This window comes from Pontibacter sp. SGAir0037 (genome assembly GCF_005491705.1).
Taxonomy (GTDB): Bacteria; Bacteroidota; Bacteroidia; order Cytophagales; family Hymenobacteraceae; genus Pontibacter.
Window position 1 is genome coordinate 3,861,361 of record NZ_CP028092.1, and the last position, 21,891, is coordinate 3,883,251.

21 protein-coding genes are annotated in these 21,891 nt (G+C 44.9%); 10 read left to right on the forward strand and 11 right to left on the reverse strand.

Annotated elements, in window-relative coordinates:
- Nucleotides 1–45 precede the first annotated feature (45 nt).
- From metF to C1N53_RS15830, 3 genes are all read left to right on the forward strand, one after another.
- The gene (metF, locus tag C1N53_RS15820) at nt 46–1,002 is read left to right on the forward strand and encodes a methylenetetrahydrofolate reductase [NAD(P)H] (RefSeq protein ID WP_137760236.1); all 957 of its coding nucleotides are present in this window, start codon (nt 46–48) and stop codon (nt 1,000–1,002) included.
- Nucleotides 1,003–1,208: 206 nt separating this feature from the next.
- Nucleotides 1,209–2,210: a dipeptidase gene (locus C1N53_RS15825; protein WP_137760237.1), complete on the forward strand. Its 1,002-nt coding sequence runs from the start codon at nt 1,209–1,211 to the stop codon at nt 2,208–2,210.
- Nucleotides 2,211–2,670: 460 nt separating this feature from the next.
- On the forward strand, nt 2,671–3,327 hold the full coding sequence (locus C1N53_RS15830) for a hypothetical protein (RefSeq protein WP_137760238.1): 657 nt from the start codon (nt 2,671–2,673) through the stop codon (nt 3,325–3,327).
- Here the strand turns inward: C1N53_RS15830 and C1N53_RS15835 are convergent.
- The 3 genes from C1N53_RS15835 to C1N53_RS15845 form a co-directional block, all read right to left on the reverse strand.
- The gene (locus C1N53_RS15835; RefSeq protein WP_137760239.1) at nt 3,324–5,639 is read right to left on the reverse strand and encodes a M28 family peptidase; all 2,316 of its coding nucleotides are present in this window, start codon (nt 5,637–5,639) and stop codon (nt 3,324–3,326) included. The genes C1N53_RS15830 and C1N53_RS15835 overlap by 4 nt on opposite strands.
- Nucleotides 5,640–5,783: 144 nt before the next feature.
- A complete protein-coding gene (locus tag C1N53_RS15840) occupies nt 5,784–6,563 on the reverse strand; it encodes a TerC family protein (RefSeq protein WP_137760240.1) in 780 nt (259 codons plus the stop codon).
- Nucleotides 6,564–6,709: 146 nt separating this feature from the next.
- On the reverse strand, nt 6,710–7,207 hold the full coding sequence (locus C1N53_RS15845; RefSeq protein ID WP_137760241.1) for a YajQ family cyclic di-GMP-binding protein: 498 nt from the start codon (nt 7,205–7,207) through the stop codon (nt 6,710–6,712).
- A gap of 138 nt (nt 7,208–7,345) precedes the next feature.
- Here C1N53_RS15845 and C1N53_RS15850 point away from each other — a divergent pair, with 138 nt between their 5' ends.
- The 3 genes from C1N53_RS15850 (at nt 7,346) to C1N53_RS15860 (ending at nt 9,123) form a co-directional block, all read left to right on the forward strand.
- The gene (locus C1N53_RS15850; RefSeq protein WP_137760242.1) at nt 7,346–7,777 is read left to right on the forward strand and encodes a GNAT family N-acetyltransferase; all 432 of its coding nucleotides are present in this window, start codon (nt 7,346–7,348) and stop codon (nt 7,775–7,777) included.
- A 13-nt stretch (nt 7,778–7,790) separates the two neighbouring features.
- Complete coding sequence (locus tag C1N53_RS15855; RefSeq protein ID WP_137760243.1) at nt 7,791–8,342, forward strand: lipocalin family protein; 552 nt, start codon at nt 7,791–7,793, stop codon at nt 8,340–8,342.
- A 175-nt stretch (nt 8,343–8,517) separates the two neighbouring features.
- Entirely contained in the window at nt 8,518–9,123 is a 606-nt protein-coding gene (locus C1N53_RS15860) for an alpha/beta hydrolase-fold protein (RefSeq protein WP_137760244.1), read from the forward strand.
- Nucleotides 9,124–9,139: 16 nt separating this feature from the next.
- Here C1N53_RS15860 and C1N53_RS15865 read toward each other — a convergent pair whose 3' ends face one another.
- From C1N53_RS15865 to C1N53_RS15875, 3 genes are all read right to left on the reverse strand, one after another.
- Entirely contained in the window at nt 9,140–10,369 is a 1,230-nt protein-coding gene (locus tag C1N53_RS15865; protein ID WP_168194045.1) for a carboxypeptidase-like regulatory domain-containing protein, read from the reverse strand.
- A gap of 173 nt (nt 10,370–10,542) precedes the next feature.
- Complete coding sequence (locus tag C1N53_RS15870; protein ID WP_137760246.1) at nt 10,543–11,340, reverse strand: SDR family oxidoreductase; 798 nt, start codon at nt 11,338–11,340, stop codon at nt 10,543–10,545.
- Nucleotides 11,341–11,508: 168 nt separating this feature from the next.
- Entirely contained in the window at nt 11,509–12,435 is a 927-nt protein-coding gene (locus C1N53_RS15875) for an ROK family protein (RefSeq protein WP_137760247.1), read from the reverse strand.
- 250 nt (nt 12,436–12,685) lie between these two features.
- Between C1N53_RS15875 and C1N53_RS15880 the strand changes: the two genes are divergently transcribed.
- Together C1N53_RS15880 and C1N53_RS15885 are read left to right on the forward strand one after the other, a co-directional pair.
- Nucleotides 12,686–13,780 (forward strand): sugar kinase, encoded by a 1,095-nt coding sequence (locus C1N53_RS15880; protein WP_206077580.1) that lies wholly within the window; start codon nt 12,686–12,688, stop codon nt 13,778–13,780.
- Nucleotides 13,781–13,783: 3 nt separating this feature from the next.
- The gene (locus tag C1N53_RS15885) at nt 13,784–14,443 is read left to right on the forward strand and encodes a bifunctional 4-hydroxy-2-oxoglutarate aldolase/2-dehydro-3-deoxy-phosphogluconate aldolase (protein WP_137760248.1); all 660 of its coding nucleotides are present in this window, start codon (nt 13,784–13,786) and stop codon (nt 14,441–14,443) included.
- Nucleotides 14,444–14,476: 33 nt separating this feature from the next.
- Here the strand turns inward: C1N53_RS15885 and C1N53_RS15890 are convergent, their stop codons facing one another.
- Nucleotides 14,477–15,058: a GNAT family N-acetyltransferase gene (locus tag C1N53_RS15890; RefSeq protein ID WP_137760249.1), complete on the reverse strand. Its 582-nt coding sequence runs from the start codon at nt 15,056–15,058 to the stop codon at nt 14,477–14,479.
- Between the two features lie 507 nt (nt 15,059–15,565).
- Here C1N53_RS15890 and C1N53_RS15895 point away from each other — a divergent pair.
- Complete coding sequence (locus C1N53_RS15895; RefSeq protein ID WP_137760250.1) at nt 15,566–16,516, forward strand: glutamate--tRNA ligase family protein; 951 nt, start codon at nt 15,566–15,568, stop codon at nt 16,514–16,516.
- Nucleotides 16,517–16,521: 5 nt separating this feature from the next.
- On the opposite strand, the gene C1N53_RS15900 is transcribed toward C1N53_RS15895, so the two are convergent.
- The 3 genes from C1N53_RS15900 to C1N53_RS15910 all read right to left on the reverse strand — a co-directional run bounded on the left by C1N53_RS15900 (nt 16,522) and on the right by C1N53_RS15910 (nt 19,774).
- A complete protein-coding gene (locus tag C1N53_RS15900) occupies nt 16,522–17,301 on the reverse strand; it encodes a sterol desaturase family protein (RefSeq protein ID WP_240773243.1) in 780 nt (259 codons plus the stop codon).
- Between the two features lie 195 nt (nt 17,302–17,496).
- Nucleotides 17,497–18,033 carry a DUF2911 domain-containing protein gene (locus C1N53_RS15905; RefSeq protein WP_137760252.1) on the reverse strand — a complete coding sequence of 179 codons (537 nt, stop codon included), beginning with the start codon at nt 18,031–18,033 and terminating at the stop codon, nt 17,497–17,499.
- A 682-nt stretch (nt 18,034–18,715) separates the two neighbouring features.
- The gene (locus C1N53_RS15910) at nt 18,716–19,774 is read right to left on the reverse strand and encodes an acyltransferase (protein WP_137760253.1); all 1,059 of its coding nucleotides are present in this window, start codon (nt 19,772–19,774) and stop codon (nt 18,716–18,718) included.
- Nucleotides 19,775–20,095: 321 nt separating this feature from the next.
- Here C1N53_RS15910 and C1N53_RS15915 point away from each other — a divergent pair, with 321 nt between their 5' ends.
- Nucleotides 20,096–21,175 carry a J domain-containing protein gene (locus tag C1N53_RS15915; protein WP_137760254.1) on the forward strand — a complete coding sequence of 360 codons (1,080 nt, stop codon included), beginning with the start codon at nt 20,096–20,098 and terminating at the stop codon, nt 21,173–21,175.
- Nucleotides 21,176–21,204: 29 nt separating this feature from the next.
- Here C1N53_RS15915 and C1N53_RS15920 read toward each other — a convergent pair whose 3' ends face one another.
- Nucleotides 21,205–21,870, reverse strand: a complete 666-nt coding sequence (locus tag C1N53_RS15920) for a GDSL-type esterase/lipase family protein (RefSeq protein WP_137760255.1) — start codon at nt 21,868–21,870, stop codon at nt 21,205–21,207.
- Nucleotides 21,871–21,891 lie beyond the last annotated feature (21 nt).

Below are 21,891 nucleotides of genomic sequence, written 5' to 3' on the forward strand. Positions count from 1 at the left end.
ACCAAAGCATCTAAAGTCTAAAAGAAGCATTCACCCAAAAAACAGATGAAAGTAACTGATCATTTCAAGAACGCCGGAGACAAAACCCTCTTCACTTTTGAGATACTGCCTCCTCTGAAAGGAGAAAACATGAAAACGCTGTTCGACCACATTGATCCGCTAATGGAGTTTAACCCTCCGTTTATAGATGTGACGTACCACAGAGAAGAATATGTTTATAAACAGCGGGAAAACGGCCTTCTGGAGAAGATTACCACACGAAAACGACCAGGAACAGTGGGTATATGTGCGGCTATCCAGAACTACTATAAAGTAGATACAGTGCCGCATCTTATCTGCGGGGGCTTTAATAAAGAAGAAACAGAAAATGCATTGATAGATCTGCACTTCCTGGGCATCGACAATGTGCTGGTGCTGCGCGGAGACTGCGTGAAAAGCGAAAGCCGTTTTGTTCCGGAACCAGGCGGCCATCATTACGCAACACAACTGATTGAGCAGGTTGTAGACATGAACAATGGCCGCTACCTGGATGATGAGCAGGCTTATACCAATGGCACCAACTTCTGCATTGGCGTAGCCGGTTATCCGGAAAAGCATTCCGAAGCACCTAACCTGAAAGCAGATTTACGCTGGCTGAAAAAGAAAATAGAATTAGGCGCTAATTACATTGTTACGCAAATGTTTTTCGATAACCAGAAATACATAGACTTTGTGAAGCTGTGCCGCGAGGAAGGGATTGACGTGCCCATTATACCAGGTCTGAAGCCAATAACCACCAAGAACCAGTTAACCGTTCTGCCGAGCGTGTTTCACATCGATATTCCGGCCGACTTAGCCGATGCGGTAGAAGCCTGCGCCGATAACAAAGCAGCAGCACAGGTAGGTATTGAGTGGGCTATCAAACAATCGAAAGAGCTGATGGAGTTTGGTGTGCCTTGCCTGCATTACTATTCGATGGGGCGCTCTGGCTCTGTTAGAAAAGTGGCCGAAGCTTTATTTTAGAGTTCTTTCATTTAAAGGCAAAGGCTTGTAAGGCATATATACTTTACAAGCCTTTGTTTTATCTTATAATGCCTTCGTCGTTGCTATGGATGCACGGCACCTGTATCTTTATCCGCCTTTACAGAACATAAACTAAAAGCGGATAATATCGTTTTCTCAGCAAAGGCTCGAGTATAACACGTGCATAGGCATTTATGACAAACAACATGACTTCCCGGCTCCCTATAATTGACCTGCATTGCGACCTGCTGGTTTACCTTTCTGATGTACCAGGTGCTACCATTGATAATATAGCTGAGATAGGCTGTGCCCTACCGGCTCTAACCGAAGGAAATGTGAAACTACAGGTAATGGCTATTTACTGCCCGACAGAACCGGGCAGCTCGCACTATTCCTATTTGCAGAGCCAGGTTTTTCAGAAGCTAGTTCAGGAACAAGCACATTGCTTAAATGCTGTAGCCGATACAGCCTCGCTGCAACACGCACTGGAAAACCAGCAAGGCATAGGTATGGTAGCAGCCATCGAAAACGCGGCTGGCTTCTGCGAGGAAGACGACCACTTAGATGCTGGCTTTAAGAAGCTGGAAAAGATTATTGAAAATGTAGGGAGGCTGCTGTACATCAGTTTTACCCATCATACAGCCAACCGTTTTGGCGGAGGCAACGCCACCGATATGGGCATTACCAGCGATGGCCGGGTATTGCTGGAGTACCTGCACGATCGCCGCATTGCCGTAGACCTCTCCCATACCAGCGACACCCTGGCCCATGATATTTTAAACCACATCGATGCTGCCGGTTTAAATATTCCCATCATAGCCAGCCACTCTAACTTCAGATCGGTGTGGAAGCATGAGCGTAATTTACCTGATGAACTCGTGCAGGAAGTAATCCGGCGAGAGGGCCTGATTGGCATCAACTTTCTTCGGGCCTTTCTGAACACCGAAGATCCGGAAGCACTGGCACACCACATAAAATACGGTTTTGCACATGGGGCCGAAGATACTATTGCTTTTGGTGCAGATTACTTCTATACCCTGAGCAATACCGATCCCAGCCGTGTTCCCTTTTATTTTAAAGAGCATGAGCAGGCAGGCAGTAGCTATACAACCCTGCTAAATCGCCTGACGCAGGAACTATCAGACGAGCAACTTCAGAAGCTTGCTTATAAAAATGCTCAACGTTTTATACAGAAACTGTGGTCATAATCAAGAGTGTAGCTGCTGCATTACCAGGATACAAAGCACAGCGTAACCAAGCCGGATAATCGAACAGCTAAAATTTTAAAGAAAAGCCGCCGATTATTATGAACTTTAAATAAAAAATTATTTATATTTAAAGTTAACTATACTTTTAATCTTAATCAGATAAAAGAGAGTTAAACATTCGCTCATACTTAAACTTAAAATAATCTAGTTCATTAACTTAATCGGATACTCCCTGCTGTTTGCAATGCTGTTATCTGGCTAATATTTTGAACCATAATTATTTACTTGGTATTATTGAAATACATAACTGGTGAGCAAGTGCAGCCATATTATTTACAGCGTGCAAATTATATATAGATAGTCTGCCATAGAATACAAAATTGCGTATATGTATTAACAGCACCTGCATGGAGTCGCCCAGGCTGCTTTAACAAATTTTTCATTATAAGCTTAAGAAGCCATGGACACTCCTGAATATTCTCCGCGTTACATACAGCTGAACGAACTATACATAGACACAGTAGTTATAGACGATACTGAGTTTATTACGCTTTGGTGCTTTAGCATTGTAGATGATGAATACAAGTTTATCTACCTGGGCTGCGATTTTACGCAGTTTAACCAGGTACTGATTGGTGCCGGAGAAAAAGGAAAGGAAATAGCCCTGCATATGGCCGATATTCTGAATAAGCCTTATGATGTGCCTACGCTTATTCCTGTAAAAGAAAGGTTTGACGAATACCTGGAGCTTTCGGGCTTCGATATTATTGTGTATGAGCCGCTGGCCGTAGAAGATGATTTTGAAGAGATAGAAGATGACGACGATTTGCCGCTGGAACATTTGCTGGGCGGCCCATCGAACAATAACTCCACTAAGTACCTTATTTATCAGCTTGATAAGCTTTACCCTTCCAAAGTATTTGAGCCGGAAAGACGTAGCCCTGAAAGCCTGGCAGAAACTTTTGAGGATGACACCCTGGAGCTTGCCCAGCTTTACTACGATTACCTGAATGCCATGGAAAACGGCTACAACGAAGCCGAGGCAAGACAGGTAGCAGGGCTGGAAAAAGAGTTGTTCTTTCGAATGGCTCAGAAAGCTGCCGATCTCTGGCATTAAAATTCATACTTCTTCCGCACCACCACCAGGTTACTGAACCTTCCTTGTGCAGGTACCACATCGGCAGGCATAGGGGAAGGTAATAACTGCTGTGGCAGTCCGATAGACTGATCGTACAGTAGCAAGCCTACCTTACTTCCCGGTGTAGCTTCAACTTCCAGTATGGCTTCTTTAGAGAGCGGCAACCCATACAGCCGAAGCATATAAATTGCTCCTTCTGCTGTATCCAGTGGTTGCATCGTGCAAAGCTGTCCGTTAAGCCTGATAGCCTTTATATCTTCCGCATTTTCTGGTTGCAATACCAGTTCCAGGTGCTGTGCCCCACGCACCGATCGCAGCTGTACCTGAACAACTCTGCTGTTACCGGCAGTGGAATCCTGCACTACCTCCGCCTCGGGCGCCTGTAAAGGCAATTGCGGAGCACTGGTGATATGGTACTGTAAACTGGCATGTGGGTATAGAGAGGTCAACGCTGTTTTGGTACTGTTCTTTGTGAAGAAGCTGCCGGTCCAGTTGTCGTGCCGTGAGTTTCCTGATGCCCAAAGAGCCTCTCCTGTATCAGCATTAAGATAGTAACTCAGCTGCGTTTTAAACGGCTGCCCTGGCCCTGGCTTTTCTGCATTAATCGCTGCCATTGTAAGAACGGCTCCTGCCAGTATGAGTAAGGCAGGCAAAACTGGTAGATCCCTTACCCGGAAACCTCCCTCTATGTATAGTAGCAAGGGCAGCAACAAACCCATTAAAACAGCCAAAGCACTTACCATAGCTACAGGCATGTTCAGGTCAAAAATGATCATGAGTAATTGTACAACAGGCGTCCACATAAACAGAGCAGGAAGTGCCGCCACCAACAAGCCAAGAGGATAGGCAACAGAACCCGGAGTTTTAAAAGAGCGCCCCTTCGTTACGAACAACAGTCCGGCCAGGCAAAACATCAACGGGAAAAGAAAGAGATACGCTGCCGAAGGGACTGACATCATCACCACAGCAAATGCCACAAACCAAATGAGGCAAGCGCCCATAGCCAGTGCCAAAGGCTTTAGCCATACCTGTGCCAACCTGTATAGCAGCAGGAAAAGCCCCATACCTAACAGCAAATAGGCCCCTAGAAACAGGTATATGTTATAAGTACCGCTTTCGGTAAAATAAGGCATCGCGCCCGTTACAAGGTTGTTGATCGGCAGGAACAGTCCTGCTACGACTCCCAGCACCAGTACGTATACCAGGGCTCCTGCCAGGGCACGCATTCCTGTAAATGCTTTGCGTTTTGTGCCAACAGCCCATACCACCACGAGCAAAAGTGTTACAATACCGCCCCACAGCATGTTAAGCCCTACCGGGTACTGCACCAGCCATTTACCAACCGGGTTAAAAAACACCCGATCCGGTGCTTTGGTATTGTCCAAAGGAATACTGCCAAAGTGTTTGGCCAGCGCCAGCATATTACTGCCATGGTGCTGCAAGCTGTTCTGGTTCAGGTTCTCTGGCGTATCCGTCATACTATGATAGTTTACAAAGCCCTCCACAAAGGCACTGTTCACGCCTGTAATTCCTGCATCGCTAAAAACAGTAAAGTCGGTGCTGTTCGGCATCTTCTTGTATACCTCATACATAATAGAGCCCGCCATCGGATAAGGCGCCGCTTTGGCAAATTCCTGCACTACCCAGCCGTTTTCAGAACTCATTTCAAAAGAAGCGCTGGCCCCGCTGTTTCCGCGTGCCTCCACATTTATAACTACACCTGCCTCCTGAGCCCACGGGTGCTGCATAAACCCTCTGGCTCCTAGTAAACCATACTCTTCACCATCCGTCAGCAGAAAAATGATATCGTTCTGCAGTTGTTCGCCCTGCCTTAAAGCACGGGCTGTTTCCAGCAAAGCAGCCACACCTGTTGCATCGTCGCCGGCACCGGGTGTATTGGGCTGTGAGTCGTAGTGGGCAACGAGCAGCACTGCTTTACCTGGCCGGTTGCCTTTCAGCCTGCCTAAAACATTATAGACATAACCGGCATAGCAAACCTGCCCTGCTTCCAGCACAGCTGTTGTTTCCTGCACCTGTGGGTTAAGGCCGAGCTTCTGCATTTCCTGAAGCAGATACGCTCTTACCCGCGCGTGTGCCGGTGTACCCATGGCATGAGGTTCCTTGGCTACTTCCCGTACATAAGCCATAGCCCGCGTCGCGGAGAACTCATCCTGCGGAGCATCGGCAGGTTGTGCCTGAGGAGGCAGAGTCAGGTAGACACTAAGCACAGCCATACCAGCCAAAGCCAGTAACAACAGGAATGAAAGTAAGCTTTGGTTAATTTTGAGCATGCCTTCTGACAGAGTAAAATGGCTTTAAATATTTTGCTTAACTAATATAACTGTTTAATTTAAAGCTAATGCTGTAGCTATAAGTTATTTAAATAAAAAAGGCGGCTTTGTTTCTCCAAAGCCGCCTTTTTTATGTTTTACTGCCTATTGTAGCTGGTCTGCGTTTTCCTTCACCTCGCTTTGCCGTAGCTTAACAGGATCAGTAGGTTTGCGCAGGCGCATGTTCAGCATTTCTACCACTAACGAGAAGAACATCGCAAAATAGATGTAGCCTTTCGGTATGTGCATGTGCAATGCTTCCACCACCAGCATAAAGCCTATCAGGATCAGGAACGAAAGCGCCAGCATCTTTACGGTCGGGTGCTTATTTACAAACTCGCTTACATACTTGGCAAAGATTAGCATAATACCCATTGCCAGGATAACGGCAACAATCATGATCTCCACGTGCTGCGCCAGCCCAACCGCCGTTAAGATAGAGTCGAAGGAGAACACAATATCAATAAGCACAATCTGCACCAGTACTTTCGAGAGCGAAACAACCTTCGCCGCAGCACCATGTCCTTCTTCTTCGCCTTCCAGTTTGTTATGGATTTCGGTTGTACTCTTAGCCAATAAAAAGAGGCCACCGGCAAAGAGAATGATATCCCGCCACGAAACAGCAAAGTCCTCAGGTGTAAAGGGCAGGTTAATAGTGAAAAGAGGTTTATCGGCACCTACAATCCAGGAGATAAATAACAACAGGATAATTCTGAAAACAAGCGCCATAGACAGGCCAATCGTACGGCCTTTCCCCTGCTGGTCGTGGGGCAGCCTGCCTACCACAATAGAAATAAACACGATGTTATCGATGCCTAACACCACCTCCATAAAAGTTAGTGTCAGGAGGCTTAACCAGGTATCCGGATTAGCGAAGATTTCCATAGATTTTCATTTTGATGTTGTGCGTAAGAAGCAAATGTAAGTATTAAATCTTTGTTCGCGTCTCACACTTCAGCTAAATATTTTATACAAAAAAAGGGCAAGCAGCACCTGCTTTACCCTTCTCAAATCTTTAGCAATACGTTAACCTAAGACTTCATGTTTACATATTGCAGCGGCATACCTATTTCTTCGCTGTTGCCACGCATAATTGCCATAACAGCCTGCAGGTCATCAATTTTCTTACCTGTTACCCGTATGGTTTCATCCATCATGGCGGCCGACACCTTCAGCTTGCTGTCTTTTATCAGCTTCATGATTTTTTTTGAAGTCTCTTTGTCTATACCGGCCTTCACTTTAATGTCTTTCTTCACCATCGCGCCCGACTGATACGCTTCTTTAGAAAAGTCGAGGGCAGTTGCATCAAGCCCCTGCTTTACCATTTTGCTGATCAGCACATCCTCTGTATGCTGCAGCCGCATATCGTTTTCCATCGAAATGTGCACTTCATTGGATTTCTTATCGTAATCGAGGCTACCTTTAGTATCACGGAAGTCATAGCGGTTCATTATTTCCTTGCGGGCTGTATTTACAGCATTGTCCATGGTCTGAGGATCTACCTTGCTTATAATGTCGAAAGATGCCATATTCGTTTTTCTTTGTCCTTAAAATTGATTTACACGTTTTAGTGCTCACAAAGTTATTTCTTTTAGGCATAAGACACAGTGCCTGCATTAAAACTCCGGCGCAGCAGTTAACCTATATGAACCATACCTTTACCCGCTATGCAGATCATAGAGCCTCGAACACCCGAAGATTTTGAGAAGTATTACCGCCTGCGATACGAAACGCTGCGCCAGCCCTGGAACCAGCCAGCGGGTAGCGAGCGTGTAGACGATGATGCCACCGCCATTCATGCCATGCTTTTAAACGACGCAGGCGAAGCCCTTGGCATCTGCCGGCTTCACCTGAACTCACCCGAAGAAGGCCAGTTACGCTTTATGGGCATTCGGGCAGATATGCAAGGGCAGCGCTTGGGAGACCTGCTGATGCAGCACCTGGAGAGCAAGGCCAGGGAGCTCGGAGCAACTTACATCACTTTACAGGCCAGGGAAAATGCTGTAAACTTTTATCGCCGCAACGGGTATGAAGTAGTAGAAAAAACATACCTGCTTTTTAATAGCATTCAGCATTATAAAATGCTAAAGCAGCTGTAATACTAGTTATCTTATGATTTTAAGCAACAGAAGCAAATTATTGGTAGGCGCCGGAGCCATATTAGTGGGTGCACTACTGATCAGTAGCTGCTCCAGCAGCAATGCTCCTTTAGAAACTGTGCCTGCAGTAGATCTGAAACGCTACGCTGGCACCTGGTACGAAATTGCCGCTTTGCCGCAGCGCTTCGAGAAAGGCTGCCATTGCGTACAGGCTAAGTATAGCCTAAACCCGGAAGGTTATGTAGAAGTACTTAATATTTGCCGCAAAGGAGGACCAGACGGAGAGGTAGACGAAGCAAAAGGCAAAGCATTTCCTGTAGAAGGCAGCAGCAACAGCAAATTAAAAGTCCAGTTCTTTTGGCCATTTAAAGGCGATTACTGGATTCTGGAGCTCGATCCAAACTATCAGTATGTGATGGTTGGCTCCCCGGACCGAGAAAGCCTCTGGTTTCTCTCCCGTACACCTTCACTCGATACAGCTACTATAAACCGCCTGGAGCAGTTAGCTACCAGTAAAGGCTTTCCTGTAAATAAGATGCGCAGGATGGACCAAAGCTGCTTTTAACATTAAGGATTCTGGAGTGGCACCGTATGTTGCCACCCATTACTCCTAAAATTACTTATGCATTTCCTGCACATTAACCTTCTGATAATAAGCGACAATTAAGTATTAACTCCTTCAAACCTTTTCTTCCTCATCCGTACGTAGTTAAATAGCTGAATACGTTAGCCAATTAGGTATGAGCATTTATCAACATCACATCTACTACCCGGAAGCATACCACGAGCAGCCCGGGAAAGAGTGGCCACTAATCGTGTTTTTACATGGGGCAGGTGAAAGAGGTGATAACCTTGAAAAGGTAAAACGCCAGGGCTTGCCTAAATATCTGGTCGGAAAAAATGACTTTCCGTTTGTAGTGGCTTACCCGCAGTGCCCCTACCGCATGCAGTGGACCATCCCTTTTCTGAAAGAGTGGCTAAAACAGGTTCTGAAGGAGGTAAGAGCCGATAAATCCAGAATTTACCTGACAGGCATTAGTATGGGCGGCTTCGGCACCTGGTATTGGGCTGCCACACATCCTGAATGTTTTGCCGCCATTATTCCCATCTGCGGAGGCGGCGACAGAGGCCTGGCAGCAAAGCTTATGTCTGTACCTATCTGGGCTTTTCATGGAGCGAAAGATGATATTGTACCAATAAACTATACCCTGGAAATGGTTGATGCAGTAGAACAGGCCGGCGGGAAACCGCAACTCACTGTTTACCCTGACCTATACCACGACTCCTGGACCGAAACCTATAGCAACCCGCTTATTTACGAATGGCTGCTACAGCATAAAAAGTAGCTGTCTGCCCTCCCGGCTATAAGCCATAATCCAATGGCAGCATTTCAGCCATCTTTTCCCAGCCCCAGTAGCCTTCCAGAAAAACATCCAGCGGGTTAGCTGTGCTGCCATTCTTCTCCAGGTACACCGCATCAGTAGTTAAAGAAATAACCGATGTCTGGTACGAAGGCGTAATAGAGCCGCCTCTTCTGTACCTGATATAAGCTGCTTCTTCTTTCTCACCTGTATAGACTACCTGAAAATATCCTTTGAATGCCAGCCTTGCATATCCTCCATCAAAAGACAGGTACTCGCTGTAAGGCACCGGGTTAATATCCAGCTGCTCTACTACTTTAGGCAGACCCGCACGGGAAATAATATCTCCAACAGAGTCGGCACGTGTGAGCAAAGGGCTGTTTCCTTTGCTTTTAATCGTAATGTAGTTCCCTTGCAAACTTTGCTCTCTGAGATAAGCTCTGGCAGCAGTAATTTCTTCTTCGCTTGGTCTTTCAGGGTTGGGGGTTCTGTAAAGCCGGCGCAGGTTAAACCCTTCTTCTTCCAGTCTTTTGTTTTGCAGTGCCCTGAAAAAGTGCATCAAGGAACCATTAAAAGAGGCTTCGCGGTTTTTAACCCACCGTCGCTGCTTTCCTTTGCCACCTTCTGCCAACTCATATTTTGGGTAGCCGACAAATGAAATATAACTTTCTTTAGCCCTGTATTCAAAATTTGTCAGGAGGTATTCTATTTTATACCCTAAACCAGCGTTCTCTATAATAAGCGGAACTTCAGCACTTACTGTTAAAACGGATGTGGCTGCATCGAACTGGATAGACAGCACCTCCGGATTTAGCAGTTTGCAGGTACCGGCCAGAGCACTGGTTCCCAGAAAAGACTCTTTAAAAACCTCCAGGTTTCTGTACCACATTTCATCACGCTTACCCTTTACTTCTACCATCCCCAGCTTATTCTCTTTCAGCCTTAGCTTAAAAAGAACAGAACCCGGTAAATTTTCTGTATCAATGGGGTAAATAATGGGCTCATAACCCAGAAAGGAAACCACTACCTCATACTTTCCGGCAGGCACAGCTAAAGCAAACGCACCCTTCTCGTTTGTTGCCGTTCCCCTGGTAGTTGTATTCAGATATATCGAAACAAAGCCCAGCGGTTCATTGGTGTTTTCATCTACTACTCTTCCTTTCAGCTCGTATTGTGCCCATGCAGCTACATGTACCGTCAGAAGCAGCAGGAGAAGCAGAATCTTTTTCATAAGCATCGGGGGCTGCCTAAATAACAGCACCAGTTTTTATATAAATCTAATTTTACATAAAAATAAGGTACTTGCAGTTCATTCAGCCTTTTTTGCCCGACTTTAACTTTTCTTTAAGATTTAAACGAAGCAGGCCATCCAAGCCCGGTGTTTGCACAGGTGAGCCATGCAGGCTATTGCCGGCTCTCCTGAATCTTTAGAACCATATTTCGCAAAATGGAGCGCGGCACCAGCTTCAGCAGGTGGGGCAAAGCTTTGTTCTTTAGGCCAGGGAGTACAATGTTTTCCCCTTTCATTAATCCGGTATAACCAGCTTCGGCTACCTCTCTGGCATCTTCTTTAAACATTGCGCTGAACCTGCTGGAGCTATCCAGATTGGCACGTTCCTTAAAATCTGTATCGGTTGGGCCAGGGCAGAGGGTGGTTACGGTAACGTTGTGCTTCTCCAGCTCACCTTTTATCGCCTCCGAAAAAGAAAGCACATATGCTTTGCTGGCATAATATATCGCCATATAAGGGCCCGATAAAAAAGCTGCAACAGACGATACATTCAGAATTTTACCAGGAGTTCCCGCAGGCAACTGGTACAGGAAAAGCTTGCTCAGGTGCGTTAGCGCCACCACATTCAGCTGCAGCATATCCAGCTCCTTTTGCAGGTTTGTTTCTCTGAAAGGGCCATAATTGCCTACACCAGCATTGTTTACCAGCACATCTACTACCATGTTTGCCTGCTTCAGCTCATCGAACAGGCGCTGCGGCGCAGCAGGATCAGAAAGGTCTGCTGCAATTACTTTAGCGTATACTTTGTAGTTGGTGGCATAGCGCATCGCCAACCGGTATAGTTTATCTTCCGAACGCGCCACCAGTACCAGGTTATGGCCGTTCCTGGCAAATACCTCTGCCAGTTCCATACCTATACCTCCGGATGCGCCTGTAATGAGTACTGTTGATTTATGCTTTTTTGCAGCCATTATCGTTGATGTTATCTTTCCTAAACTTTAAGGTATTTTCTACATCATACGCCTCCGCTGCTAAGAAGATATTATGCCGCTTATGCTTCCGTTTATTTCGCACCAGTGCTCTTCCAATTATTTATCGGCATGGTCAGAAGTTGATAAGCCGTTATTTCTGATCCATGGTTAAGCTACCAGGTAAGCCGCACCAAATACGCCTGCGCTGTCTCCTAAAGAAGGTTTTACCACGTGTGCATCAAAGATATTGTCCAGCGCAAATTTGCGGATTGCCTCCACCCCATCGGTATACAGCCTATCAATGTTACCTACACCTCCGCCAATAACAATCACATCCGGATCAATAACATTGACAATATTGCTGATCGCTCTTCCGAAGCCTTCTATCAACCTGTCTAGTGTTTTAGTGGCTGCCTCATCTGTTCCAGCTTCAGCCCTTTCTACAATTTCTTTCAGCCCCAGTTTTTGCCCTGTGAGTTCGTTGTAGTAATGCTCCAGCGAAGGCCCCGCCAGTATACTTTCGTTACAGCCTTTTTTGCCACAGAAACACTGTCTGCCTTCCATTCCGGGCAAATAGTTATGGCCCCACTCGCCACCGTTGCCGTGGTGCCCGTTTAGGATGTGGCCATTTATCACAACGCCACCACCTACACCAGTGCCAAAAATAATTCCGAATACCACTTTAGCTCCAGGAAATTTTTCTTTCACTACCCCCAGATGCGTTTCTGCAAGGGCAAAGCAGTTCGCATCATTTGCAAATGCCAGTTCAATTCCGAGGTACTTTTCCAGATCCGCTTTAAAAGGCCTTCCGTTCAGAATCGTGGTATTGGAATTTTTCATCAGGCCTGTGCCTGGAACCAGAACACCTGGTGTTCCCATGCCTATTCTGGCAGCTTTATATCCAGCGGCGGCTTCCATTTTATTTACCAGTTTTTGTACCTGCCCCATCACGTGCTCATACCCTAAAGCTGCTTCTGTGGGCACCCGGTCCCTAAAGATGACTTCCGGCTCATCAACAGACTTCAATATTACACCCTCTATCTTGGTGCCACCCATATCCAAACCCCACAAATTCCCTTTGCTAAAGCTACTCATTCTTCTAAAATACCCGGTTAGGTTCAAAAATCATTTAAGGGCGAAGATAGCTCTTTTGCATAATTTGTTTAATAATCTTCATCTAGAGAAGGAAATTTAATCTAATTTACCTCTCTTAAGACAGGTAATACCAAAAACGACAGGCACTGAGGCAGCATTCAGAAGAGCAGCCAATGCTCCTTTTGCGGCACCACCTTTCAGGTTTAAACTGGTTAATACTTTGTGCAATCGTTTGCAAAAAGTGATATTTATGAGCAAATTTGGTTGTAAGAAGATTCAGGTACAGAAAACAGCACTAACTAAAGATTATGAACAACACATGAGCGACGGGAAAGTACTCCTCTTTGGCGAGTTGTTGTGGCGCCTTGCCGCCGCCGACAGCCGTTTAGCAAATGCCGAAAACTTACTGCAGATGAACCCTGGCGGGGCAGAAGCCAATGTGGCTGCTTCCTTAGGTTTATGGCAGGTACCATGCTCTTACCTTTCCTGCGCTCCCAACAATGAGCTGGCCGACAGAGCTCTGGCAAAATTAAACAGCTGTGGCGCAGCAACTGACCTGGTGCTGCGGCAGGGCGACAGGGTAGGCCTGTATTTTCTGCTTTCTGCAAATGGGCTTAGCACCGGACAGGTAGTATACGACCGCAAATATTCTTCCTTCAGCCAGCTAAAACCAGGCAGGATAGACTGGGATGCAATGCTGGAAGGCTTTAGCTGGTTCCATTGGAGCGCACTTACACCGGCCCTTAACCCTGACCTGGCCGCTGTTTGCAAAGAGGCTCTGGTAGCTGCCAAAAAGAAAGGCCTTACAGTTTCTGTTGACCTTAACTACAGAAACAGGCTCTGGGACTATGGCAAAGAGCCTATCGATGTAATGCCTGAGCTGACGCAGTATTGTGATGTGATTATGGGGAACATCTGGGCGGCTAATAAAATGCTGGGCACACCTGTGGCAGATCATTTAAACCGCCACACAAGTGTAAACGAGTATCTGGAGCATGCAGCACAATCGGCCAGAGCTGTGATGGAACAATTTCCGCAGTGCAGGCATGTAGCCTATACCTTCCGGTTTATGGATAGCGCCAGCCATAACCTCTTTTATGGCACCTATTACGATGGAAAAAGGCAATATAATTCTGCGGTTTACGAAACATTTGAGCTGGTGGATCGCATTGGCAGCGGCGATGCTTTTATGGCCGGATTACTGTACAGTATTTATAAAAACTTTGCCGGGCAGGATATAGTAGATTACGCAACTGCTGCTGCTTTCCAGAAGCTTTTTGTTCCTGGCGATTTTGGTGCTCACACTGCAGAACAGATAAAAGAAAGTATAAAACCCACCACCTAAAAAATGGCAACAGATAAAAACCAAGTACTAGAGAAGATTAAAGAAACCCCGGCCATACCTGTATACTATAATGCAGATCCGGAAACATGCAAAGCAGTACTGGATGCCTGCTATGCAGGAGGCATGCGTGTTTTTGAATTTACCAACAGAGGTGAAAAGGCGCTGGAAAACTTTAAAATTCTGAAAGAGGTTACCAATGAGCGCTATCCGGATCTTAAGCTTGGCATCGGCACTATAAAGGATGCTGCAAGTGCTGAAGAATACGTGGCCGCTGGGGCCGATTTTATTGTGAGCCCTATTACTGATATCTCTGTTGCGGAGGCGGTACAGGCACATGGCCTGCTTTGGATACCAGGCTGCATGACTCCGACTGAAATTGCGCAAGCCGAAAAAGCAGGCGCTTCTCTTGTTAAACTGTTCCCGGGTAATGTGCTTGGCTCCGGGTTCCTGAAAGCGATAAAAGAGCTGTTCCCGAACCTGCTCTTTATGCCTACTGGCGGCGTTGCTCCAACTGCCGACAGCCTGAACGAATGGTTTGGCGCAGGTGTAACTGCCGTTGGCCTTGGTTCAAAGCTTTTCGAAAAAGACCCAACTTCGCAAGGCTACGAATGGCTCACAGAGCGGTCGGCCCAGGTGCTACAATTAGCGCTACAGGCAAAATAAAACCTGGCCTTTCCTGTGTAAGTGCAGGAAAGGCTATTCCTCTTCCGTTTTGGCTTCGGTAAGCGCGGCTTTATTTACCAGCCCGTAATGCCTGATATCCAGCAGCACTCCACGGCCACTCCTATACTCCTGCCTGTGCGTTCCTTCCAGCTCAAAACCTAATTTAGTTACCACAGCTATACTTTTTTTGTTGGCTGGAATTATTCTGGCGTAAATTTTAAGCAGTTTCAGCTCATCGAAACAATAAGCCCGTAGGGCACGAAGCCCTTCCGTTACCAGGCCTTCTCCCTCATATTCTCCAGATATAAAATATCCTAATTCACCTTTAGGAATGTTCCAGTCGACATTCTTCAGTATAAGTTCACCGATCAGCTTCCCTTTATACCAGGCACCATAGTATACCGATTCTCCTGCATCATTCTCCTCTTTCAACTCCTTGAGGTAAGCAAGCGCCGTTTCCCTGTTCTTCATTTTATGAACAGTTACCGGAAAACTTTCCCGCAGTCTATCTCTGTTCTTTTCCACCAGGCTAAGCCAGCAACCTACGTCACGCTCTTCCAGTACTCTTAGCCGGAGCCTTTCTGTCTGTAGCTGCTCTTTAAATAATACTCCCATGCTTATACCACTCTTTGTGAAGCATACGATTTACAACCAGGTATTAGCTACCTTCAACCAGCTAAATGTAACGAATTAAACGGCAGCAGCCATTTTGCATCATGCTAATCCATACAGGCTGACGCTTATTAAAATTTCATTAAAATTATTTATAAATAATCAATTATATAAAAATAAGCGACATTAATTTTGACAATGAAAATAAAACAAATACATTTGCACACACCTAAACAACAGTGTAGGGTGTTGAAATTGGCAGACAAGCCCTCCTATCTCGGGGGTGGAGGTCATAGAATAAAGCAAGCTATTTGTCTAACTACTCCGTGGAGGTTCGACTCCTCCCCCTACAGCAGAAAGGCCGCTCTCACTTACAGTGAGGCGGCCTTTTCATTAACCCATTATCAGAAAACTGCCATAACAAACTATTCCCGATAATCAATTTAAAATAACAACTCAAGCTGTTATATTGTATCTGTAACAGGTACTCCAGAAAGCAGCTTAAACAAAGTGGAACACCCAGCACACCTACAGACAAAAGCACCACTCAAAACACGCATTGCCCCTACCCCCAGTGGTTACCTGCACCTCGGCAATGTATTGTCTTTTGCCATTACCTGGGCACTCGCACGCCAGCAGCAGGGAGAGCTGGTGCTTCGTATAGATGATATTGATAATGAACGGGTAAGGTCAGCCTATGTAGAGGACATCTTCGAAACGCTGGATTTTTTAGGCATTGATTACGACGAAGGCCCTATAGATGCGCCGGATTTCTACCGGCACTACTCACAGCACCACCGCCTCGACCTGTATAATAACACCCTTGACCAACTGGCTCAGCAACGCCTGGTTTATGCCTGCCTCTATTCCCGCACCCAAATAAAGGTTCGCTCTGCGAAAGGCGATTATCCTCTCACCTGCCGCTCCAGGCAACTTGCCTTGGATACACCCAACAGTGCCTGGCGCCTGCTTATACCGGAAGACACAACAATTGCCTTTCAAGACCTTTTGCTAGGCGAAACAACTGTGCCTTTGTTTAACAAAATGCCAGATTTTGTGGTACGCCGTAAAAACAAACTCCCTTCTTACCAGGTAGCTTCTTTTTGCGATGATGTTTTGATGGGTATAAACACGATAGTACGGGGCAGCGATTTACTTACCTCTACAGCAGCTCAGCTTTTTATTGCGCGGCAGACTGGCACAGCCACATTTGCTGCGATTAATTTTATACATCACCCCCTTATTCAGGAAGAAAATGGCAACAAACTATCCAAATCCCATGGCTCGCTTTCGATTAACCAGATGCGCCGGAACGGTTTAAAAGCAGCTGATATCTGGCAAACTTTAGGAAACTTGCTGGGCTGGCAGGAAAACCCGATAACAGACTCAAATACTTTTCTGCAACGGTTTAAACTGGAAGATGTAAAGCTGAAAGCTGCTACTTTACCTACGGCTTTCTGAAGGCACTATACCTTAGCACTCTTTTCCGGTTGCTCTTCCGGCTGATTTACCAGCCTGTTCAGCGTTTTATCATAATTAGGATGCGTGGTTTTCATAAGTTCGTCCCAAACACGCAGGTACAACCCATAGTTGCCTTTGAAATACTTATGATGCATGTTATGATTGGTAGAAGTATTAAGCCACTTGCCAAGACGGCTATGTACCAGCCAGCGCGGGTAAATCTCATAGCCTAAATGGCCATACACGTTATACACCGTCATAAAAAGCAGAAAGGCCAGTATAGCGTATGTGTGCATGGGTATCAGCAGCACAATTACAAAAATAATTCCGCCTTCTACCAGTGCCTCCAGCGGGCTGAAAGAGAATGCCGCCCAGGGCGAAGGATTAACAGATCGGTGGTGTGTCAGGTGAAACCATTTAAAAAGCCTGGGGTGGTGCATCAGGCGGTGGGTCCAGTAGAAATACGTATCATGGATCAGCAGGGCCAGCACAATGCTTAATCCAAAATACCACCAGCTATACTCACTTAGATCGGTATAGATTTTTGTGTATGGCCTTACCGCTGAAGATGAAAGTATGATTGCTATAGTGGCAAAGGCAAAGAAGGTAAGAAAAGAATAACCTACTTCCCGCATGTAATCCTTGCGTTTCGGAAACAAGGACTGAATCTTGAGCCTGGAAAACTTTGACGGAAAAAAGATATAAAACAATAAAAAGGCCCCTCCGGCCACAATTATATAGCGAGCTGCCAGTATGGCGTACATTAACCAAAAATAAGTGTTCATCGCTTTTACTTCCATAGATAAAATACCTGCCTGTAAAATTACAGCCTCTCCACAAAAACGATAAAAAAGTATAAATAAGTTTATTCTTTAAGTGGATTCTACTTCACAATTTCTATAAAAACAAAAGAGCAGGCATTATACATGCCTGCTCTTTTATGTAAGCATTACAACTTACGTCTTCACCTGTATCAATGGCTATATCTTATTACCGGACTTCACTGAAACAGGCACTTCCAGATTTTCCCAGCGCAGCACAAAGCCGTTATTCGTTACGTCGTAAGCAAGTCTTTCGCTCATAGAGGCCGCTTTACGGGGTTTAGTGGTTACCCGCAATTGGTCTTGCTTTTCGTCATACTGTGTGCCCCACTGCTTTGCTACTTTATTAAAGATAATCGTCCACTGGGCCTCGCCTGGTATGGCATACAGGCTGTATGTACCTGCAGGCAGGTTTTCACCTTCCACCATTACATCTTTGTCTACAGTAAAGGTAGTTGCCTCATTAGCACCTGCACGCCAAACTTTACCATACGGCACAAGTTCTCCCCATACAGTACGGCCTTTTACACCTGGGCTGCTATAGTTAATAGTTATGTTAGCTTCCCCAACCTTACCGGAAGCGGAAGCAGAAGGGCTTGGCTTGCTTGCATTAGCATTCTGAGCCCACGATACAGTAGTGAGCAGCATACTTACCAGCAGTACTGCTGCAAAACTTAAAACAGAGTTCTTCTTCATGGTTTATTTTGTTTTGAATTTGTATGAAAAGATAGAGCTTTCTTATCAGAAATCCGTCACCAGACACCATATATTATCTGAAGCTACTCAACAACTCATGCTTTTGCAGCACCTTTGTTCGAACGCATACCACCTTTCGTACCTGTAATGATTTTACAGTTTACCATTTTCAGTAAAAAAAATTTCAATCTTTCAAGCTCGACAAACTACTTTATTCCTCCTTTCAGACTTTTACCAGTTATACAACGTGAGCAATTAATCACTTATAAAACAATGAGTTAGATACTCTTCCCATTAATTTTCCTCCTTGTTTCAACATCCTTATAAATATGTTAAGCATGTTTACTTATTGTTGAAACAAAAATAATTTTAAATAATTTTTGTTAAAATATTTGCAATTACGATTTCAGTGTGTACCTTTACATCATCAGAATAAAACAACACAATGTAGGGTGTTGAAACTGGCAGACAAGCCCTCCTATCTCGGGGGTGGAGAATCTGGGATAAAGCAACTTTTGAACTAACACTAGTACCAAGATATTTGCCTAACTACTCCGTGGAGGTTCGATTCCTCCCCCTACAGCAACAAAAAGCCTCCTCAAGAGAAATCTTGAGGAGGCTTTTTTATGGGCTATAACTTAGCTGCTACTGCCACTCTATGTTTATAATAGTATATACGCTGTTAAAGTGCCGTTTCTTGTTTAGCAAAGCCACTGCTTGGCACTTTGTCTTCGGCTCCTGCAACAACTGGTTTCGCTGTTTTTCTACCATACCAGTTTTTAATCAACTGCATGGATGGCTGCTCCACATAGGTAGTAATAAGATAGGCACAGGCTATACTGAACAGAATTGGCGGTACAATTACGAACACGCTGTTTCCGAAATATTCTTTTGTATAGTTTAAAATGATGTATCCAATAAACTGATGGAATAAGTACAGCGAATAAGAGATACTACCCAAAAAAGTAAAGGGCTTATTAATCAGGAAATCCAGTTTACCACTTATACCAAGATAGAATATAGCATAGATACCAGCCACTATCGCCATATCAGCTAATCCTTTTTTTGCATAAATAGACAGGGCAAGGGCCAGCGAAAGAGCAAGACAGGCTAAGATTGTCTTCTTTTTTTCTGGCTCAAATTTCAGGAGGTAAAACAGGATACCGGAATAAAAGAACACCCCGTAGTAGAGGTTCAGAATGGCATTGAAATGTTTTATTTCGAAAACATGCACGTTTATGAAGCTCAAAGCCATCCAGGCTATTCCGATGTACAGCATCTTGTCCAGCTTCTTAACCATAAAAATCCCGAGCAGCATCAGGTAAAACATCCACTCCTGAAAAAGGGTCCAGTATACCCAGTCGACGTTTGGCACCCCTACCAGCTTCTGGAACATCGTCAAGTTTACCAGCATTTCACTAAAGGAAGTCTCAAACCCAGGCAGCCCGAAAAGCTGTACACACAGGAAAGTAGCCAACACACTTATCCAGTAAGCCGGGTATAACCTTCCGGCTCTCTTTATCAGAAATTCTTTGCTACTGGTAATTTTTCTGAAGCTGAAAAAGATCACAAACCCACTTATCATAAAAAAGAGCTCCACGCCATAGTTTCCGTAATTAATATCAAAGGCAGGTGAGAAGTTATGGCCGAAAACATCCCGGTAAGTGGCTGTGTAATGAAAAAGAACAACAAAAAGCGCAGCAAATCCTCTTAAGGAATCTAAAAATAAAAATCTGTTCATGCTACAAGTATCCCTCGGTATCTACGTATCTTCCTGCTTGCACAGGACTTCACTCTATATTGGAGTATCTGAAATTTTATAGTATAATCCGTTTATTTCTATACAATACCTTAGTTTTAGAAGTTAGGTTAAGGTTAAAGACCAGTATTTTTATGCATCAAGGAATATTTGCAGACTATCTTAATTTTATATATATACATACAGGAATAGTTTAATAACAAGCTTAATTTGTTTAATCGTTAAACTGCTTCTTATACAACAACTTCCGGCCTCAACAGTAAAATATAAGGCGCTACCTTTACCTGTTAAACCTCTTGTGCTATGTCAAAAGTAAATCCCGCTGCCTCAGCACTTATCCCTCAGATCGGAACTGATGAGACAACAAAGCAGCTATCTAAACTTCAACAGCAGTTTAACAAAAAAATTAACCAGATAAACAAGCTCAAGCAGGCGATGGCGGAGCGGGAGGAACTTCTTGCACAGGGGCGAAAACACATGCAAAAAGAGCTCCAGCCACTTATTGCTCAGATTGTGGCAAAGCGGGTAGAGCTGGTATACCTGCTGGACAGCTCCTACGACATGAGCTTTTTCAGAAAAAGAGAAAAGCAGAAACTAGCTGATCTTATAGTAAGTATCTCCGAAGAACTGATAGATGCCTACGACAAAGAAGAACTGGTTGACCTGCACGACAAATACGCCGAACAGGCGCGTGCGGCAATCACAGCTCAGGACGAAGAAGAAATAAAAGACTTAGCACAGGATATGTTAAGAAACATGTTTGGCGTGGATATAGAGATCAATGATCTGAATGACTTTGAACAGATACAGGCACAACTGGACAAGGAGATGGAGCAACGGGAACAAGAAAGGCAGCAGCGCCAGAAAGCCCGCAAAACCAAAGCACAACAAGCTAAAGAAGATAAAATAAAGGCAGAGCTGAGCAACATCAGCAAAGCCAGCCGCCGCGTGTATACTGAACTTGCCAAACAGCTGCATCCCGATACAGAACAGGATGAGGCCATAAAAGCTCAGAAAGAAGAAACCATGAAAAAAGTAACGCACGCTTACAAGCAAAACGACTTCTTCGAGCTCCTGAAACTACAAATGGAATTTATACAGACCCGGGATAAGGCTTTAGACAGTGTGCCTGAAGACCAGCTAAAGTATTATGTAAAAATCCTTCAGGAGCAGATAAAGGAGCTTCAGGAGGAACAGTATAGCTTCGAATACGGACCTGATGCCGCGTTCTATCACCGCTTTTGCGGCTCTGCGAAACAAATGAATCAAAAGTTCAGGTACGCCAAAGAAGATCTCCAGCTCGAACTGGTACAGCTAAAGCAGGACTTACGCCATTTTACTGATCCGCAGTACCTGCGGGACTTCCTGAAAGAGATACGGTAGTTGAATACACCAGCCAAAGCTGCACAACCTTACTTTTTTGCCCGCATTTCAGACTTTACCTGCAATACCTGGTACACCTCATTTGCCAGTAATGCGGCTCCTTCATCGTTGGGATGCACGCCATCGTATGTTAGATCAGCTTTACCGATAAAAGGAGTATAAAGATCGATGGGTTGTGCTTTCGTTTTTTTGGCTACTTTTTTTAATGTTGGAATGATCTCTTCTTTTACGATACTTTCGGTAATACCCCATTTATCTTCAAACACAGGTATAGGATAACAGATATACACTTTGGGCTTCGATGGCAGATTCTGAAATGATTTTACAAACTCCGTATAATCTTTTTTGAAGTCTTTCTCATGCTGCCAGTTCTGAGGCTTGGAATCATTTGTACCTAATTTGATAATAACTATATCTGGATTCCAGTTAAGCACTTCCTGGTACTTTTCTTCGTTCCAGTAAGGATGATCGCCTTTCTTTAAAAGTGTTCTGCCGCCCAGCCCGTAGTTGTTTACCACATATTCTTCACCCATTAATTCCTGCAGCGCCATCGGATAAGTTTTGCTCAAGCCATACCCTTCGGTGATACTGTTGCCTACACAGGCTACTTTAATTTTTTGCTGTGCAGATACCGAAAGTGAACAAAAGCTCATTAAAGCAGCAATAACAAACGACAGGCTTACATATTTTCTCATACCCTTATAGTTAGTTTGATC

What these genes read in the sequence shown, in the direction of transcription:
- metF (WP_137760236.1), top strand. Translation starts at nt 46, where the DNA reads ATGAAAGTAACTGATCATTTCAAGAACGCCGGAGACAAAACCCTCTTC.
- C1N53_RS15825 (WP_137760237.1), top strand. Translation starts at nt 1,209, where the DNA reads ATGACTTCCCGGCTCCCTATAATTGACCTGCATTGCGACCTGCTGGTT.
- C1N53_RS15830 (WP_137760238.1), top strand. Translation starts at nt 2,671, where the DNA reads ATGGACACTCCTGAATATTCTCCGCGTTACATACAGCTGAACGAACTA.
- C1N53_RS15835 (WP_137760239.1), bottom strand. Translation starts at nt 5,639, where the DNA reads ATGCTCAAAATTAACCAAAGCTTACTTTCATTCCTGTTGTTACTGGCT.
- C1N53_RS15840 (WP_137760240.1), bottom strand. Translation starts at nt 6,563, where the DNA reads ATGGAAATCTTCGCTAATCCGGATACCTGGTTAAGCCTCCTGACACTA.
- C1N53_RS15845 (WP_137760241.1), bottom strand. Translation starts at nt 7,207, where the DNA reads ATGGCATCTTTCGACATTATAAGCAAGGTAGATCCTCAGACCATGGAC.
- C1N53_RS15850 (WP_137760242.1), top strand. Translation starts at nt 7,346, where the DNA reads ATGCAGATCATAGAGCCTCGAACACCCGAAGATTTTGAGAAGTATTAC.
- C1N53_RS15855 (WP_137760243.1), top strand. Translation starts at nt 7,791, where the DNA reads ATGATTTTAAGCAACAGAAGCAAATTATTGGTAGGCGCCGGAGCCATA.
- C1N53_RS15860 (WP_137760244.1), top strand. Translation starts at nt 8,518, where the DNA reads ATGAGCATTTATCAACATCACATCTACTACCCGGAAGCATACCACGAG.
- C1N53_RS15865 (WP_168194045.1), bottom strand. Translation starts at nt 10,369, where the DNA reads ATGAAAAAGATTCTGCTTCTCCTGCTGCTTCTGACGGTACATGTAGCT.
- C1N53_RS15870 (WP_137760246.1), bottom strand. Translation starts at nt 11,340, where the DNA reads ATGGCTGCAAAAAAGCATAAATCAACAGTACTCATTACAGGCGCATCC.
- C1N53_RS15875 (WP_137760247.1), bottom strand. Translation starts at nt 12,435, where the DNA reads ATGAGTAGCTTTAGCAAAGGGAATTTGTGGGGTTTGGATATGGGTGGC.
- C1N53_RS15880 (WP_206077580.1), top strand. Translation starts at nt 12,686, where the DNA reads ATGAGCAAATTTGGTTGTAAGAAGATTCAGGTACAGAAAACAGCACTA.
- C1N53_RS15885 (WP_137760248.1), top strand. Translation starts at nt 13,784, where the DNA reads ATGGCAACAGATAAAAACCAAGTACTAGAGAAGATTAAAGAAACCCCG.
- C1N53_RS15890 (WP_137760249.1), bottom strand. Translation starts at nt 15,058, where the DNA reads ATGGGAGTATTATTTAAAGAGCAGCTACAGACAGAAAGGCTCCGGCTA.
- C1N53_RS15900 (WP_240773243.1), bottom strand. Translation starts at nt 17,301, where the DNA reads ATGAACACTTATTTTTGGTTAATGTACGCCATACTGGCAGCTCGCTAT.
- C1N53_RS15905 (WP_137760252.1), bottom strand. Translation starts at nt 18,033, where the DNA reads ATGAAGAAGAACTCTGTTTTAAGTTTTGCAGCAGTACTGCTGGTAAGT.
- C1N53_RS15910 (WP_137760253.1), bottom strand. Translation starts at nt 19,774, where the DNA reads ATGAACAGATTTTTATTTTTAGATTCCTTAAGAGGATTTGCTGCGCTT.
- C1N53_RS15915 (WP_137760254.1), top strand. Translation starts at nt 20,096, where the DNA reads ATGTCAAAAGTAAATCCCGCTGCCTCAGCACTTATCCCTCAGATCGGA.
- C1N53_RS15920 (WP_137760255.1), bottom strand. Translation starts at nt 21,870, where the DNA reads ATGAGAAAATATGTAAGCCTGTCGTTTGTTATTGCTGCTTTAATGAGC.